Below are 14,636 nucleotides of genomic sequence, written 5' to 3'. Positions count from 1 at the left end.
CGGCAAGGCGTCGGCACTCGCGTCCAGGCATCCGGCGAACAGGCGCGAACGAATCAGGCGTGCGTTGAACGCGTGGACGGCGCTACCGTCGCGACCATGCGGGTCCGACGAGGTGCAGCCGTCCACCCTACGCCGTTGTGTCGACCTCAAGCGCCTCAGGCCGCGGCGCCAGCGCCGCCAGCTGCTCCATCAATTGCGCAAAACGCGGCTGCCCCGGCTGCAAGCGGTCGACGTGCATCAGCACCGCATGCGCTTCGTCCGCCAGCGCGGCGTCAAAGCCCTGCTCGCGCAGCTGCGATACCAGCACCTGGGCGGCGTTGAACAGGATGCGCTGGTTGTTCGGCAGGCGCGCGCGGGCCTTGCGCATCCACGCGACGGCTTCACCGAGCTTGCCCGTTTTCCAGAGCAGCACGCCGCCGTTCATCAGGTCCGCCGCTTCCTTCTTCGCTTCCCGGATCAGTTCACCACCCTCGTCGCCCATGCGCGCTTGCTCGAAGATGGCCTGCACCTCTTCCAGCAAGCTGGCGTTGTCGTGGTTGTTGCGGGTGAGGTAGCACAGCAGCTCGACCGGCGCGTCCTTGACGCCGACCGCGAACAGCAGGGTCGCCATCTCCAGGCAGGTCGGCACGTCGGGCCGCTCCTCGCTCGAGGCCAGCAGCGCTTCGAGTTCGTCGCCGGCCTTGCGCGCGTGGCGGTAGTCGCCGCTTTCGTGATAGACCAGCCCCTCGGTGATCTTGGCGCGCAGGGCCAGGTCCGGATGGGCTTCTCCGAACTCGCGCAGCGCACCCTGTAGCAGCACGACCGCTTCCTTCGGATCGTTCTTCAGCCCGCATACGCGCGCCAGGCCAAGATAGGCGTCGGGCGAGCGGAGCACCGACCAGGCGCCGATGGCGATGCATTTGCGGAAGGCCCTCTCTGCCAGCGCGACATTGCCGAGTTTGAGACCGAGTGTGCCCAGCTTGCGCTGACGCGGCACCGAGTTTGGCGACAGTTTCGCCGCCCGTTCGAGGATGGCGCAGGCCTCTTCCAGCTTGCCCATGGCGGCGTAGACCTGCGCCAGCTGGTCGTAGGCATCGATGTAGTAGCGGTTCTCCGCGATCACGCCCTGGAACATCTGGCGCGCCGCTTCCAGGTCGCCATTGGCCATGCGGATCTTCGCCAGGCCGACGCGCGCCCATTGATATTCACGCTGGGCCAGCACGCGTTCGTAGCACGCGCGCGCGCGTTCCGGCTCGCCGCTCTTTTCCATCAGGCGCGCCTGCATGCGCAGCAGGTCGATCTCGTGCACGCGGTGACCGCCGTCCTGCCCGTCGATCTGCTCCTGGCACAGACGCGCCGCGCGCAGGTAATCCTTCTCGGCGCAGGCCTGGTCGATCGGGCGGAAGATCTGCTTGCGCTGCCAGGCGCGGTTCAGGCGCGTGAGCAGCACGCCCTCGGTGATCGGTTTGACCAGGTAGGCGTCCGGCTGGTGCTCGGCCGCGCCCATTACCGACTCGACGCTCTTCTCGGCCGAGACCATCATCCACACGGAGGACGGCAGCAGCAGGTTGCGCACGCGCGCTTCTTCGAGCACCTGCTGGCCATTCTTGCCTTCGCCCAGGTTGAAGTCGCACAGCACGACGTCGTAGCGGGTCCTGGCCAGCAGGGCGATGGCTTCGCCGCCGCTGGCGGCCTGGTCGATGTTCTTCGCGCCCAGGCTGCGCAGGGCCTCGCGCAGCAGCTGGCGCACGCCGGCGACATCGTCGGCCACCGGTAGTGCTTGCCGGCCCAGTCCAGGGGATGAGGCGTGTCGTCCATGCGACGGCGCCCTCCACTGGCGCAAAAAAAGTTGCCGTACGCCAATTATACGCAGATAGAGGCCGGGGTGCGCCTTGCGCCAGCGCATCTTCGCTTATTCGAGGGCGCCACTCCCCATTTGGGCAGCCGGCCCGCGCCGATTGCGGCGCGCACGCAACACGAAACGGGCCGGGTCGAGCGCATCGACCAGCGCGGCCTCCAGCGGCAGCGGTTCGTTCTCGAGGCGCGCCGCCAGCAATTCCGCGCACAGCGGCGCCCAGATCAGCCCGCGCGAGGCGTAGCCGAGCAGACCGTACAAAGCCGGGATGGCGCGGCACGTCGCGCAGGCGTTCGGTGCCGCCCCGGGCCGCGACATCGGGCAGCGCGCCGACCAGCGGCAGGCGGTCGGGGGCAACGCTGCGAAAGCCGACCCGGCCTGCCAGTGGCGCGTCCGCCGCCACATCGGGATCGGATACCAGCACGCGCAGGCGCGCCACATTCTCCTGCTGGCTGGTTGCGCGCAAGTCGGGGTCGGCGTCGCTGTCATAGGTGGCGCCGGCGCAGGCGATGCCGCCGGCGGCAGGGGTCAGGTAGGCTTCGCGGCAGAGAACGAAGGGCAGGCGTGGCAGCGTGGCGGCGTCGAGGTGGGTGACCTGGCCCCTCAGCGCGGCCAGCGGCAGGGATTGCGCCTGCGCCAGGCGCACGGACTCCGCCCCGCCGGCCAGCACCACCGTCGCGGCGCTGGCGACGATGTCGCCGCCGGCGCCACGAACGGTCCAGGCCTCGCCATCGCGCGCCAGGCTGACCTCGCCGACACCGAAGCGGCGCGTCAGCCGCGTACCGCAGGCGTCCAGCATGGCCTCGCACACGCTGCCGGGACGGGCCCAGCCGCCCTGGCGAAACAGCCAGGCGCCCAGCGGCGCGGGCAGGCCCAGCAGCGCCCCGGCCTGCGGCGCTTCCAGCCATTCGGCAAACTCCGGCGGCAGCGTGCCATCGGCGGCGATCGCGCGCGAAGCCTCGGCGTGGTCGCCGTCGCGCGCCAGCTGCAGCACGCCGCAGGCGGCGCCTTCGATCGCGCGGCCGATGCCGCCGATTGTCTCCCAGTAGCGCAGCGCGTACAGGTAGGCGGCGCGCGTGAGCCGCGTCGGGATATTGTCGTCCTTCGACAAGATCGGCATGAAGATGCCTGCGAGGTTGCCCGAGGCGCCCCGGGCCGGCCCCGCATGGCGCTCGACCAGCGTCACCTGCCAGCCGCGTGCGCACAGCTTGTGCGCCGCCGCGCAGCCGGCCAGCCCGGCGCCGATGACGATGGCGTGGCGCGCCGGCACGGGGTCCAGCGGCAGGCGCGGCTTGCGGCTGGCGAAGCGCGCGCGGGCTTCTGTCCCGCTGCCGCCCTCGAACACGAAACCCTGCGCCGCCAGCGCCGCGCGCTGCTCCGCGTCCAGCCCCTCGGCCGACAAACGGGCATCGGCCGCCACCAGGCGCGCCAGGCCGCGCGCGAAGGCGCCGCCCTGCCCGCGCACGTCACGCAGCTGGACGTAATCGATGCGGGCCGACAGCTGGGCCAGCGCCTCCTCGAGCGGTGCGCACACCAGATCGAAGGTGACGGCCGCATCGACCTGCGGGATGCGGTGGAAACCCGGCAGCAGCCCGGTAGCGAGGGCGACGATGTGCAGGCGTGCCGGCCGTGCCGGATCGGCGCGCCAGGCGGCAATCAAGGCTGCCACCGCACCCGGCTCGTGGCGCGTGTCGAACACGGTATAGCGTTCGCGTCCCTGCCAGCAGTCTGCCGGGTTCACGCCGCTCCCTGATGGCGGAAACAGCCGGGATCGTGGTCGTCGACCATGCCGATGCCCTGCATGTAGGCATACACGATGGTCGAGCCGACGAACTTGAAGCCGCGTTTGCTCAAATCCTTGGACAAGCGGTCCGACAGCGCCGTTTTTGCCGGCCGCAGGCCATCAGGCCAGTGACCGACCAGCGGCTTGCCGTCGACGTAGGCCCACAGGAAGTCGTCGAGCGTGCGGCCCTCGTCGCGCAGCGCCAGATAGGCACGCGCATTGCCGATGGCGGCAGCCACCTTCAGGCGGTTGCGCACGATGCCGGGATTGGCCAGCAATTGCGCCACCTTGGCCTCGTCGTAGCGGGCGATCTTTTCCGCGTCCCAGCCATCGAAGGCGGCACGGTAGCTCTCGCGCTTGTTGAGGATGGTTTCCCAGGACAGGCCGGCCTGTGCCCCTTCAAGGTTGAGCATCTCGAACAGGCGCAACTCGTCGTGGCAGGGCACGCCCCACTCATGGTCGTGGTAGTCGAGGTAGCGGGGATTGGCCGGGTTGGCCCAGCGGCAGCGTGGCGTCGTCATGGGTCAAGTATACCTGCGCAGCGGCGTCACATCGTCAGCCGCCAGCCCGGCTCCTCCTTTATCGGCACGCTTACTCGACGCGCACCGGATCGCCGTCGGTGGCCCTGCGTGCCTGCGTGTCCGCGTGCCGCTTGCCCTTGCGGGCCGAACGCGCCTTCGTCGCTGGCTCCGAGATGGGCAGGTACACCCCATCAATACAGGCGGCATCATTTCGGGCACGAGCGAGACTTCCACCACGGAGGGATGGGGCCTGGCGCGGCCCGGCGGCAAGGGCGCCACATGCGCGACGGCCACCGCAACCGCCGCCGCCGCGGCCACGCCCGCAGCGCCCGCCGCCGTTCGTGGCAGCGTACGCATGGCGCGGTGCAGCCGGACGCGCGGGCTCGTGCTGCAATCGCTCGTCATCACGCTGCCGTCGCTGCGGCGGTAGAAACGCACGCACAGCTGGCCGTCGACATCCCCGGCCAGCAGCGCGGCCGCTTCCGCCTGCGGCAGCGCGGACAGGTTGTACACGTTCTTCCTGCACAGCCCGCAGTGCCGCACCCGTTCGTCGCCCTCCATGGCGTCCCACGACTCCGTGCAGGGAACGGGAATCTCGAGGTGGGGCAACGGGGGCGTGTTCGGATCGGGGGTACGGCCGGCGGTCATGGCGAGCTCCTGGTCAAGGAAAATCATCCGCACAGGCAAGATGGCCGTATGGACAAGCCATCATAGCGCGGGACCGAGTTGAACATGGGAAAAACCTGCGCGCCGCCAAACCGGAAAACGAAAAAGGCGTACGCAAGCTGCTGCCTGCGTACGCCTGTTCGGCCAGGCCCGAGGGCCCGGCGTGCACCTGACTACCTGCTTACTTGCCCGAGGTGGTGCCGGACTTCGCTGCCGGCATCTGCTGGGCAGCCTTCAGATGCTGCTCGACAGTCGGCATCATCTTGGTGGCCAGGCCCTTGACGTCGGCATCCTTGGCGGACTTCTCGTTTTTCTTCAGCAGGGCATGCGCTTCCTTGTGCGATGCCACGCCGCCGACCTTCATGTACTCGCGATCGAAGGCGTCACCGCTGAGCTTGGCCAGCTTGGCCGACATGGCCTTGTGCTTGGCGTCGAGCTCGGTCGGCAGGGTGATGCCCTTGGCCTGGGCGACGGTCTGCACTTCCTGCAGGCCCTTGGTGTGGTCGTCGATCATCTGCTGGGCATAGGTTTTCACCTCGGCGCTCTGGCTCTTGCTCTGGGCCAGCTTGCCCATTTCGATCTCGGCCATGTTCACCATCGCCATGTCCATGATGCCCTTGCTGTCGGCCTTGCTCATCGTCGCGCCGCCGGCGGCGGTGGCGCCAGCCGCACCCGACTGGCCCGAGGTCTGGGTCGACATGCCGGCCGCGCCTGCGCCGGTGCTGCCGCTCATGCCGGCGGTACCGGCGGTGCCGCTCTGGTGGCCCGCTGGCGCCGTGGGTGCCGGCAGCGGTGGTGGAACCGGCCGTGCTCGAGCCGACCTGGCCGCTGCGGTCTTCCATGCCCTGGCTGTTGGTGTTGCCGACGGTGCCGTCGCGGGCGGCCTTGCCCGTCAGGTTAGGTTTGCCCTGGTCGCTCTGCTTCTGCAGGTCGGCTGCGCTCTGGGTGGAGCTGGTGGCCGTTTGTGCCTGGACGCCGAAGGCGCTCAACATGGCTGCTACTGCCGATACGGCGAGCAGTCCTTTCAATGCTTTGTTTTTTTGCATGATGCTCTCCTGGGGGTTGGGGATGGAGCCGGCATCACGTCCTCGCTGTGCCGCTCCACTTACATTGGCATCGGCATCTCCGCGCGACGCCCCGACGCTGCCTGCGTCACGGTGCGCGCATTCTCGAGCCGAAAATCAGTGTACCGCCGCGTTCCGGAACCCAGCGCGCGGTAGCCTTTTGGCAATAGAAAATCGCATAAGCATATGAAAAAGCCGGCGCATGGCCGGCTTCGTGGGTGCAGCGAGCGGTGCAGGCGCTAGCGGAAGCTGAGCGTCGCCGTCAGGTCGCCAGGCCCGCGCGCACCGCGCTTGGCGAATGCGGCATCGCGCGCGGCCAGGCCTTCCAGCAGCGGCAGGCCGTGCAGGCGCGTGATGAAGCGCAGGACCGAGGTCGTGTCGTAGAAGTTGTGGTCGACGGCGCCCTTCTTCGCATGCGGCGACACCACGATGGCCGGGATGCGCGAGCCCGGTCCCCAGCGGTCGCCCTGGGGCGGCGCGACGTGGTCCCACCAGCCGCCGTTCTCGTCAAAGGTCACCAGCACCACCATGTCCTTCCACTGCGGCGATTTTTTCAGGTGCTCGATGACGTTCGCCACGTGGGCGTCGCCCGACTCGATGTCCGAATAGCCGGCGTGCAGGTTCAGGTTGCCTTGCGGTTTGTAGAAGCTCACCGCCGGCAGCTTGCCAGCCACCGCATCGGCGATGAAGCGGTTCGAGATCGGGCTGTCGCCCAGCCCGCCGTCAAGCAGGTGTTCTTCGCGCGCGCGGGTGCCCGGTGCGAACTGCCTGAAGTAATTAAAGGGCTGGTGATGGTGCTGGAAATTCGGCCGCTGGCCGGCGCCGCGGCCGTCGAGCGCCGCTTGCCAGGCGCCGCCATACCAGGCCCAGGCCCAGCTCACGCCCGCGCGCGAGCAGGTCGCCGATGGTGTCGTAGCTTTGTGGCGGCAGCACCGAGGGGTCGTTCGGATCGGCCGCGTTGGCGTCGCCCCCGGGGCCGGGCGCACCCAGCTCGGCTGGTAAGGCGGCGCCATCGTGTTGACCGCGTAGCCGTCCGGCGTGATGGTGCCGGCGTTGACGAACTTCGGCTTGCCCGCCAAGGCCGACTTGGGCGACTCGGGCGCCACGGCCAGCCGGTGGCCGAGCGGGCCGTCGGCCAGCACCGTGATCTTCTTCTTCGCCGGCGTCTCGGCGGCGTTGAAGAATTCCGGCGTGCGTCCGCTGATCAGGAACTGGTGGTTCAGGTAAGAGCCGCCAAAGGCGCCCATGAAGAAGTTGTCGCACAGCGTGTACTCGCGCGCGATCTGCCACAGGCCGAGGTTTTTCGCCGTCTCGCCGTAATAACCCATCACCAGCGCGCCGGAGTCGCCCCAGGCGACGAAGCCGTCGTTCCTGCCGCCGTTGATCTGCATCTGGTTGTGATAAAAATTGTGCACCAGGTCGCGTGTGACGAGGCCTTCCGGCAGCGGCTTGCCTTCGGTATCGACCAGCTTCCAGGGCCCGTTCGGCAGGTGGACGATCTTGTCCTCGCCGATCTGGTATTCCTTGCCGCCGATGTCCTGGCGTCCCGGCACCATGCCGCCCCAGATCTTCGGCAACTCGGCCAGGGTCGAGCCGTCGCGGTCCTTCTGCGGTGCAGTAGCAGGCATGGGCTCGGCCAGTCCCGGGAAGCCGGCAAACAGGTTGTTGAAGCTGCGGTTCTCCAGGAAGATCACGACCACGTTCTTGACATGCGCCTTGAGCTTGGCGTCGAGCGAGGCAGCCGGTTTCGCGGGGCGCCTGGTCGCGGCTTCGGCGGCACCCGGCAGGCCGGCGCCGATGCCGACGGCGGCCGCTGCCTGGAAGATGCGGCGGCGGCTTGGGCTGGCGGGCTGATCGGCCTCGTCGTGATGGTCGTGGTCTTGCACTGGCTACTCCTGTGATGTCAGCGGACAGAAGCGGGATTATCGCTTCTTTTCTTGCAGGTAGGGAAGAGGAAGGCGAGCACCGCCGGACAGGCGCGGCGCCCACGGGCAAAGCTGCCGAAAGATTGGACTCAGGCGCCCTGGCCGGCGGTGCGGCGGCGCGCGGCGTCGTCCAGCAAGGCCGCAGCGGCGTCCACCAGCAGGGCCGGCGTGACCGGCTTGACCAGGTAATCGGTGAAGCCGCACTCGACCGCGCGCTGGCGGTCTTCCTTGCGCGCGAAGGCGGACAGCGCCAGTGCCGGCATCGCCGCCAGCTTCGGGTCGGCCAGCGCGCGCACGCGGCGGATGAGCTCGAAACCGTCGAGTCCCGGCATGCCGATATCGCTGATCAGGAGCTGCGGACGTTCTTCCTCGAGCACGCGCAGGGCCTCGAGCGGATTGCGCGCGGCGATCACGCGGGCACCGGTGGCGGACAGGATCTCCTGCACCACCTCGAGCGAATCGGGTTCGTCGTCCAGCGCCAGGATGGTGAGGCCGGCCAGGTCGGCCTGCGCCCGGACGGGGGTGACACCGTCGTCGCCCCGCGGCGTATCGGATGCCACATCCCGGGGCGGCAGCGCCGGCTGCAGCGGGATGCGGACGGTGAAGGTGGCGCCCTGCCCTTCGCCCGCGCTCTCGACACCGACCGTGCCGCCATGCAGCTCGACCAGCTGGCGCACGATCGACAGGCCCAGTCCCAGGCCGCCATGCTGGCGCGTGGTCGAGGTATCGGCCTGGCGGAAGCGGTCGAACACGTGCGCCAGGAAATCGGCCTTGATGCCGGCGCCGTTGTCGACGATGGCAATCGCCAGCTGCTCGCCTTCGCGCCGCATCGACACCCGCACTTCGCCACCGGTCTGGGTGAACTTGACGGCATTCGATACCAGGTTCCACATCACCTGCTGCAGGCGGCCGCCGTCGGCCAGCACCGGGCCGGCCGCGGCATCGAGTTCGGCTTCGAGGCGGATGCGCTTGGCCAGCGCCGTCGGCCGCAGCGACTCGACCACGGCGCCGACAATCTCGGCCGGCCAGGCCGGCTGCAGGTCGAGCCTGACCTTGCCCGAGAGGATGCGGCTCATGTCGAGCAGGTCGTCGATCAGCTGCACCTGGGCGCGCGCGTTGCGCTCGATCGTCTCGAGTCCCTTGCGCAGCATGACGTCGCTGACGGGCCCTTTCTGGGACAGCAGTTGCGACCAGCCGAGGATGGCGTTCAGGGGGGTGCGCAGCTCGTGCGACACGGTGGAGAGGAATTCATCCTTCAGCTGGTTCAGGCGCTCGGCCTCGACCCGTGCTTCCAGTTCGTGCAAATACAGGTGCTTGCGCTGCTCGGCGATCTGCATCGACGCGTACAGGCTGGCGGCGCGGGCTTCCAGGCGCGCATCGTAGACCGACACCAGCAAGGCGACGAGCAGCATGCCGACGATGACGACGGTGACGATCAGGGCCAGGTTGTGCTGGCTGATCCAGCCGGTCGCCGCCGAACAGACGCTGCCCGCCGGGAAGCCGGCAGCCGCCATGCCCGTGTAGTGCATGCCGGCGATGGCGAAACCCATCACGACCGCGGCCGCGGCCTGGACCGAGCCGGCACCCACCGCGCCCTGGCGCAGGCGGAAGGCGATCCACAGGGCACCGAACGAGGAGGCGATGGCAATCGCCACCGACAGCGCGAACAGCCAGGGATCGTAGACGATGCCCGGTTCCATGCGCATCGCCGCCATGCCGGTGTAATGCATCGCATTGATGCCGATGCCCATCAGGATCGAGCTCGACGCGAGTTGGCTGCGCGCCAGTTCCGGCTCGCGCAGCTGCCACAGCGCCATGCCGCACACGACGATCGGCAACAGCAGCGACAGCAGCGTCAGCCACAGGTCGTAGCCGAGCGTGATGGGCAGGCTGAAGGCCAGCATGCCGATGAAGTGCATGGCCCAGATGCCGCTGCCCATCGCAATGGCGCCGCCCGCCGTCCAGGCCAGGCTGCCGTAACCACGCGACTGCTTGACGCGGCCGGCCACGCTGAGCGCAGTGAAAGAGGCGAACACCGCCACCAGCACCGACACCAGCACGAGCGACGGATCATAGCGTCCGATGAGCATCAAAAGGGCAATCTCCAGAAACGGGGCAGCGCCGGGCACGGTCGTGCCCGCGGTGTTCCACGCTGCCAGTATAGTGCCCCGCCGGCTTCCTCGAACTTAAATTGTTTCCGCAAAGCCACAAAAGATACTGTGCGCATGCCTTCGCTGGCAAAAATACGACGCTCGACAGTGCGAAGATTGCTGCAATTTCCAGCATGACCGGCAAGGCGATGACTGGTTGTCAAGCGCCGGCCCATTGCGGGCATCACGGAGGGCGACAGGGCACGGCGCTCGTCGCCCATTCTCATGCGGTAGTCAAACGCCGGTCACATTCGACAGGCACGATGTCGCTGTTCAAACGAACATGGCAGCCCTGCTGCCCTACCGGCGCCGGCGGTCGGGAAACATACCGGCACCAGATTTTCTGCTCTCCAGCGCATTGGCCACGCATTGCGCCAGCCTGCACATCCTTTGACCTGCATTAGCACCTATCTCGACAGCGCTGCCTAAGCTATAGGCAGTCGCCCATCTACCACCCATTCCCGCGTGGCATCTTGATCAGGCGCACGATTCTGAACCAGGAGGAACAAATGCAAATGAGAACTGCAAACGGTCCGGCGCGCGGTCCGCAGCGCTGGCGGCTCGCTTCCCTCGTCGCCACGGCCTGCGCCACGATGGGACTGGGCAGCGCCATCGCTGCCGCTCCCGCCTCGGCGCCGGCGACCTACCGTGTCGTCCCGCTAGCGCCCAACAGTTTCCCTGCTGGCATCAACAACAGGGGCCAGGTGGCGTTCACCGAGTTCGTCGGTGACAATCCGCGCGCGCGGTTCTATGACGGAGCAATCGTGCGCGACCTGGGTACCTTCGGAGGACCGGACTCCTTCGCCAGCGCACTCAACGAGCAGGGGCAGGTTGCCGGGACGGCATCGACGGCCACCGAAGGGCTGTATCACGCTTTCCGCTGGAGCAGGCACAGCGGCCTGGTCGACCTCAACAGGCCTGGAGCCGGGTATTCGAGCGCAAACGGCATCAACGAAAAGGGCCAGGTCGTCGGTGCGGCGCGTTTCTCCGGCGCGTCGCCGATTTTCCACGCTTTCCGCTGGAGCCCCCACACCGGGATGGTCGATCTCGGCTCGCTCGGCCCCACGGCGAGCTCGTCTGCCCTCGCGATCAACGATGCCGGGACTGCTACTGGCTTTTCCGACGAAGCCGCGGGGCCGCTCCTGACCCTGGCCGTCAAATGGCCGGCCGGCGGCGGCGTGATCCCCCTCAACAGCTTCCCCAGCATCGCCTCGATCGGGTACGACATCAATAGCGCCGGCCAGATCGTTGGCGGCGCCGCGTTCGACGCGCGGCTGAGCGACCAGGCCTTCTTCTGGACACGGGCAGGCGGCTTGCAGGGCCTGGGCACCGAGCCTTCCTACCTGTCCTGGGCGGATCAGATCAACGAAAAGGGACTCGTGATCGGGCAACTGTATTCTTCCCCGGTCGACAGGAACGGCTTTATCTGGAGCCGTGACAGCGGCTTGCTCTTGGTCGGGACGCCCGCCGTGGATTCGTCGGACGTGGCAGACGTCAACAACCGCGGCCAGGTGGTCGGCAGCCTGAACGGCCGCGGCTACCTGTGGACGCGCAGCGGCGGCTTCGTCGACCTCACCTCCCGCGTCGTGGGTGCGCCGCCCGAGCTGACGCTGTTTAGCGGCATGGCCATCAACGACAACGGGACCATCGTCGCCGCCACCAATGCCGGTACCCTGGTGCTGCTGGTACCGAACACCTGCCATGCACTGGCGCCGGTGGCAGGCCCCGTCAAATACACGGATTCGGCGCGCGCGAATGCCCTGCTCTCGTTCTCGGCCGGCTTCACGGACGTCGACCTGCGCGACACGCACAAGGCCGTCTGGTCCTGGGGCGACGGCAGCAAGACGGTCGGCACCGTCAGCGAACGGGGTGGCACCGGCAGCGTCAGCGGCCAGCACGCCTACCGCGCCGCCGGCATCTACACCGCGCGCCTGACCCTCACGGATAGCAGCGGCAAGAGCAGTAGCGTGGAACGCAAGGTCATCGTCAGCGGCACCGGCGCCGCCATCGCCGGCGAAGGTGCGTTCGCCGCGCCTGCCGCCACGGTCACGCCGGGCGTGCGCAAGCCGTCGATCGGCAACTTCGCCTTCCTGTCCGAGGGACCCGGCGCGCGCAAGGCCGCGGTCGAAGTGAACGTCGCCGGCATGGCGCTGCGCAGCAGCCAGGTCGAGTCGGTGACGAACGATGGCACGCGCGTCCAGTACGCAGGCCAGGGCAGCGTCAACGGCAAGGTAGGCTACCGCTTCACGCTCACGGCGACGGCCGGTGCAAAAACGGGCGGCAAGGACCGGATCCACGTGCGCATCGCGCATAGCGAGCCGGGGACACAGCGCGAGGTGGTCGACTACGACAATGGCGCAAGCGCGGGGGGCGAAAGCCGGCACGGCGCAGGTGGCAACGGCCGGCGTCGAGGGCAGCGTGGTGCTGGGTGAGGGAAGGATCGCACTCGGCGCCGAGTAGAGGCCTCGGCAAGCGAGGAAAGGCAAGGAAGCGGAGTCGCACCGGAGCGCACTGCCCATCTGCGGGCAGTACGCTTCGTTCACATCAGTCGAACTTCGAAAAGTCCGGTTTGCGCTTCTGGAAGAAGGCGGTAAACGCTTCCTTCGCTTCCGGGCCGACCAGCATCGCGCTGAACTGCTTGTTTTCGACGCCGATGGTATCGGCGACGATGGCGGCGCGTGGGCGGCGCATCAGGGCCTTGGTGGCGCGGATCGAGGCGGCCGGCAGGGCGACGAGCTTGGCGGCTTGGGCGCGGGCGAAGGCGACCAGTTCGGCGGCCGGCAGCACGCGGGCGACGATACCCATTTCAAGCGCTTCCTGGGCGCCGAAGGCTTCGCCCAGCATCAGCTTTTCGGCCGCACGGGTGTAGCCGGCAGCTTGTGCCACCAGCAGCGAGGACGCGAATTCCGGGCACAGGCCGAGCTGGGTGAAAGGCATCGAGAATTTGGCGTTGTCGGCCGCATAGACCAGGTCGCAGTGCATCAGCATCGTGGTGCCGATGCCGACGGCCGCGCCGGCGACTGCCGCTACCACGGGCTTGGTGCAGCCTTCGAGGGCCTTCATGAACTGGAACACCGGGCGGTCTTCGGTCATGGCGCCTGCGCCCACATTATTCAGGAAGTCATCGAGGTCGTTACCGGCGGTGAAGATTTCCGGTTTGCCGGTGATCAGGACGGCGCGCACTTGCGGGTCCTGTTCCGCGTCCAGCAGGGCCTCGGCCATGGTGGTGTACATGGCGCCGGTGATGGCGTTCTTGCGCTCGAGGCGGTCGAATTCGATGCTCAGGATGCCGTCGGTTTTGGTGGTTTGGATGCTCATTTCTTGTGTCCCCAGTGGCGAATCATTGGTGGTTTTCGGAAGCACGAAAGACAGCGTGGGCACGGAGTGCCCACCCTACGGTTCGGTAGGGCGGGCATTCATGCCCACGCGGATTACAAGCCGCATCAACGCAACACGCTGACACGGCCACGGCCACGGCCGAAAATTAAACGCGCTCGATGATACCAGCCGCGCCCATGCCGGCGCCGACGCACATCGTCACCATGCCGTACTTCAGGCTGTTGCGGCGCAGTGCGTGCACGACGGTCGCGGCGCGGATCGCACCGGTGGCGCCCAGCGGGTGGCCGAGAGCGATCGCGCCGCCCATCGGGTTGACCTTGCTGGTGTCCAGGCCGAGGTCACGAATGACGGCCAGCGCCTGTGCTGCAAACGCTTCGTTCAGCTCGATCCAGTCCAGCTGGTCCTGGGTGATGCCGGCGGCGCGCAAGGCGGCAGGAATCGCCTCTTTCGGGCCGATGCCCATGATTTCCGGCGGCACGCCGCGCACGGCGAACGAGGAGAACTTGGCCAGCGGGGTCAGGTTGTGCTCGCGCAGGATCTTTTCGCTGACGACGATCAGGGCGCCGGCGCCGTCCGACATCTGCGACGAGGTCGCAGCGGTGACGGTACCCTTGGCGGCGAAGACCGGTTTCAGCTTGGCCATGCCTTCCGGGCTGGCGTCGGCGCGCGGGCCTTCGTCCATGTCGACGGTGCGGCGCTTGACCGATACTTCACCGGTGGCCAGGTTCGGCGTGCGGGTGATGATCTCGACCGGGGTGATCTCGTCCTTGAAGTAGCCTGCCTGCTGGGCAGCGATGGCGCGGCGGTGCGATTCCAGGCCAAAGGCATCCTGGTCTTCGCGCGACACTTTCCACTGCTGGGCGACCTTTTCCGCGGTCAGGCCCATGCCGTAGGCCAGGCCCACGTTCTCGTCCCTGAACGTGTCCATGTTGATCGACGGGTGGTGGCCCATCATCGGCACCATCGACATCGATTCGACGCCGCCGGCGATCATCACGTCGGCTTCGCCGACGCGGATGCGGTCCGCCGCCATGGCCAGGGCCGTGATGCCCGAAGCGCAGTAGCGGTTGACGGTCACACCGCCGACGGTATTCGGCAGGCCAGCCAGCACCACCGAGTTACGGGCGATGTTGAAGCCCTGCTCGGCTTCCGGGAACGAGCAGCCGACGATGGCGTCGACGATCAGTGCCGGATCCAGGTTCGGCACGGCGGCCATCGCACCACGGATCGCGGCAACCAGCAGGTCGTCCGGGCGGGTGGTCTTGAACATGCCGCGCGGCGCCTTACCGATCGGGGTGCGGGTCGCTGCGACGATGTATGCGTCTTGAAGTTGTTTGCTCATGTTAGTCGTCCT

Annotated in this window: 10 protein-coding genes and 1 pseudogene; 1 reads left to right on the top strand and 10 read right to left on the bottom strand. The window is 67.8% G+C overall.

Annotated elements, in window-relative coordinates:
- Positions 1–127 precede the first annotated feature (127 nt).
- The 8 genes and pseudogenes from G4G31_RS06855 to G4G31_RS06825 form a co-directional block, all read right to left on the bottom strand.
- Positions 128–1,750 carry a tetratricopeptide repeat-containing response regulator gene (locus tag G4G31_RS06855; RefSeq protein WP_183108023.1) on the bottom strand — a complete coding sequence of 541 codons (1,623 nt, stop codon included), beginning with the start codon at positions 1,748–1,750 and terminating at the stop codon, positions 128–130.
- A 141-nt stretch (positions 1,751–1,891) separates the two neighbouring features.
- A complete protein-coding gene (locus G4G31_RS28130) occupies positions 1,892–2,095 on the bottom strand; it encodes a hypothetical protein (protein WP_308622196.1) in 204 nt (67 codons plus the stop codon).
- A 106-nt stretch (positions 2,096–2,201) separates the two neighbouring features.
- Positions 2,202–3,104: pseudogene (mnmC, locus tag G4G31_RS28125) on the bottom strand (FAD-dependent 5-carboxymethylaminomethyl-2-thiouridine(34) oxidoreductase MnmC); the annotation flags it as partial.
- A 467-nt stretch (positions 3,105–3,571) separates the two neighbouring features.
- Positions 3,572–4,138, bottom strand: a complete 567-nt coding sequence (locus tag G4G31_RS06845) for a DNA-3-methyladenine glycosylase I (protein WP_182990807.1) — start codon at positions 4,136–4,138, stop codon at positions 3,572–3,574.
- Positions 4,139–4,141: 3 nt separating this feature from the next.
- Complete coding sequence (locus G4G31_RS06840; RefSeq protein WP_182990806.1) at positions 4,142–4,786, bottom strand: hypothetical protein; 645 nt, start codon at positions 4,784–4,786, stop codon at positions 4,142–4,144.
- 199 nt (positions 4,787–4,985) lie between these two features.
- Entirely contained in the window at positions 4,986–5,537 is a 552-nt protein-coding gene (locus G4G31_RS06835) for a DUF4142 domain-containing protein (RefSeq protein ID WP_182990805.1), read from the bottom strand.
- 570 nt (positions 5,538–6,107) lie between these two features.
- A complete protein-coding gene (gene acpA, locus G4G31_RS06830) occupies positions 6,108–7,754 on the bottom strand; it encodes an acid phosphatase (protein ID WP_229425416.1) in 1,647 nt (548 codons plus the stop codon).
- A gap of 128 nt (positions 7,755–7,882) precedes the next feature.
- Positions 7,883–9,883, bottom strand: coding sequence for an MHYT domain-containing protein (locus G4G31_RS06825; protein WP_229425568.1), 2,001 nt, complete (start codon positions 9,881–9,883; stop codon positions 7,883–7,885).
- A gap of 569 nt (positions 9,884–10,452) precedes the next feature.
- Here G4G31_RS06825 and G4G31_RS06820 point away from each other — a divergent pair.
- A complete protein-coding gene (locus G4G31_RS06820) occupies positions 10,453–12,375 on the top strand; it encodes a PKD domain-containing protein (RefSeq protein ID WP_182990803.1) in 1,923 nt (640 codons plus the stop codon).
- A 112-nt stretch (positions 12,376–12,487) separates the two neighbouring features.
- Here G4G31_RS06820 and G4G31_RS06815 read toward each other — a convergent pair whose 3' ends face one another.
- Together G4G31_RS06815 and G4G31_RS06810 are read right to left on the bottom strand one after the other, a co-directional pair.
- Positions 12,488–13,261, bottom strand: a complete 774-nt coding sequence (locus G4G31_RS06815; protein WP_182990802.1) for an enoyl-CoA hydratase — start codon at positions 13,259–13,261, stop codon at positions 12,488–12,490.
- Between the two features lie 166 nt (positions 13,262–13,427).
- Positions 13,428–14,624: an acetyl-CoA C-acyltransferase gene (locus G4G31_RS06810; protein WP_182990801.1), complete on the bottom strand. Its 1,197-nt coding sequence runs from the start codon at positions 14,622–14,624 to the stop codon at positions 13,428–13,430.
- Positions 14,625–14,636 lie beyond the last annotated feature (12 nt).

Source organism: Massilia sp. Se16.2.3 (assembly GCF_014171595.1).
Taxonomy (GTDB): domain Bacteria; phylum Pseudomonadota; class Gammaproteobacteria; order Burkholderiales; family Burkholderiaceae_D; genus Telluria.
The sequence above is the reverse complement of the archived record's forward strand: the minus strand, read 5'-3'. Positions and strand labels throughout refer to the sequence as shown.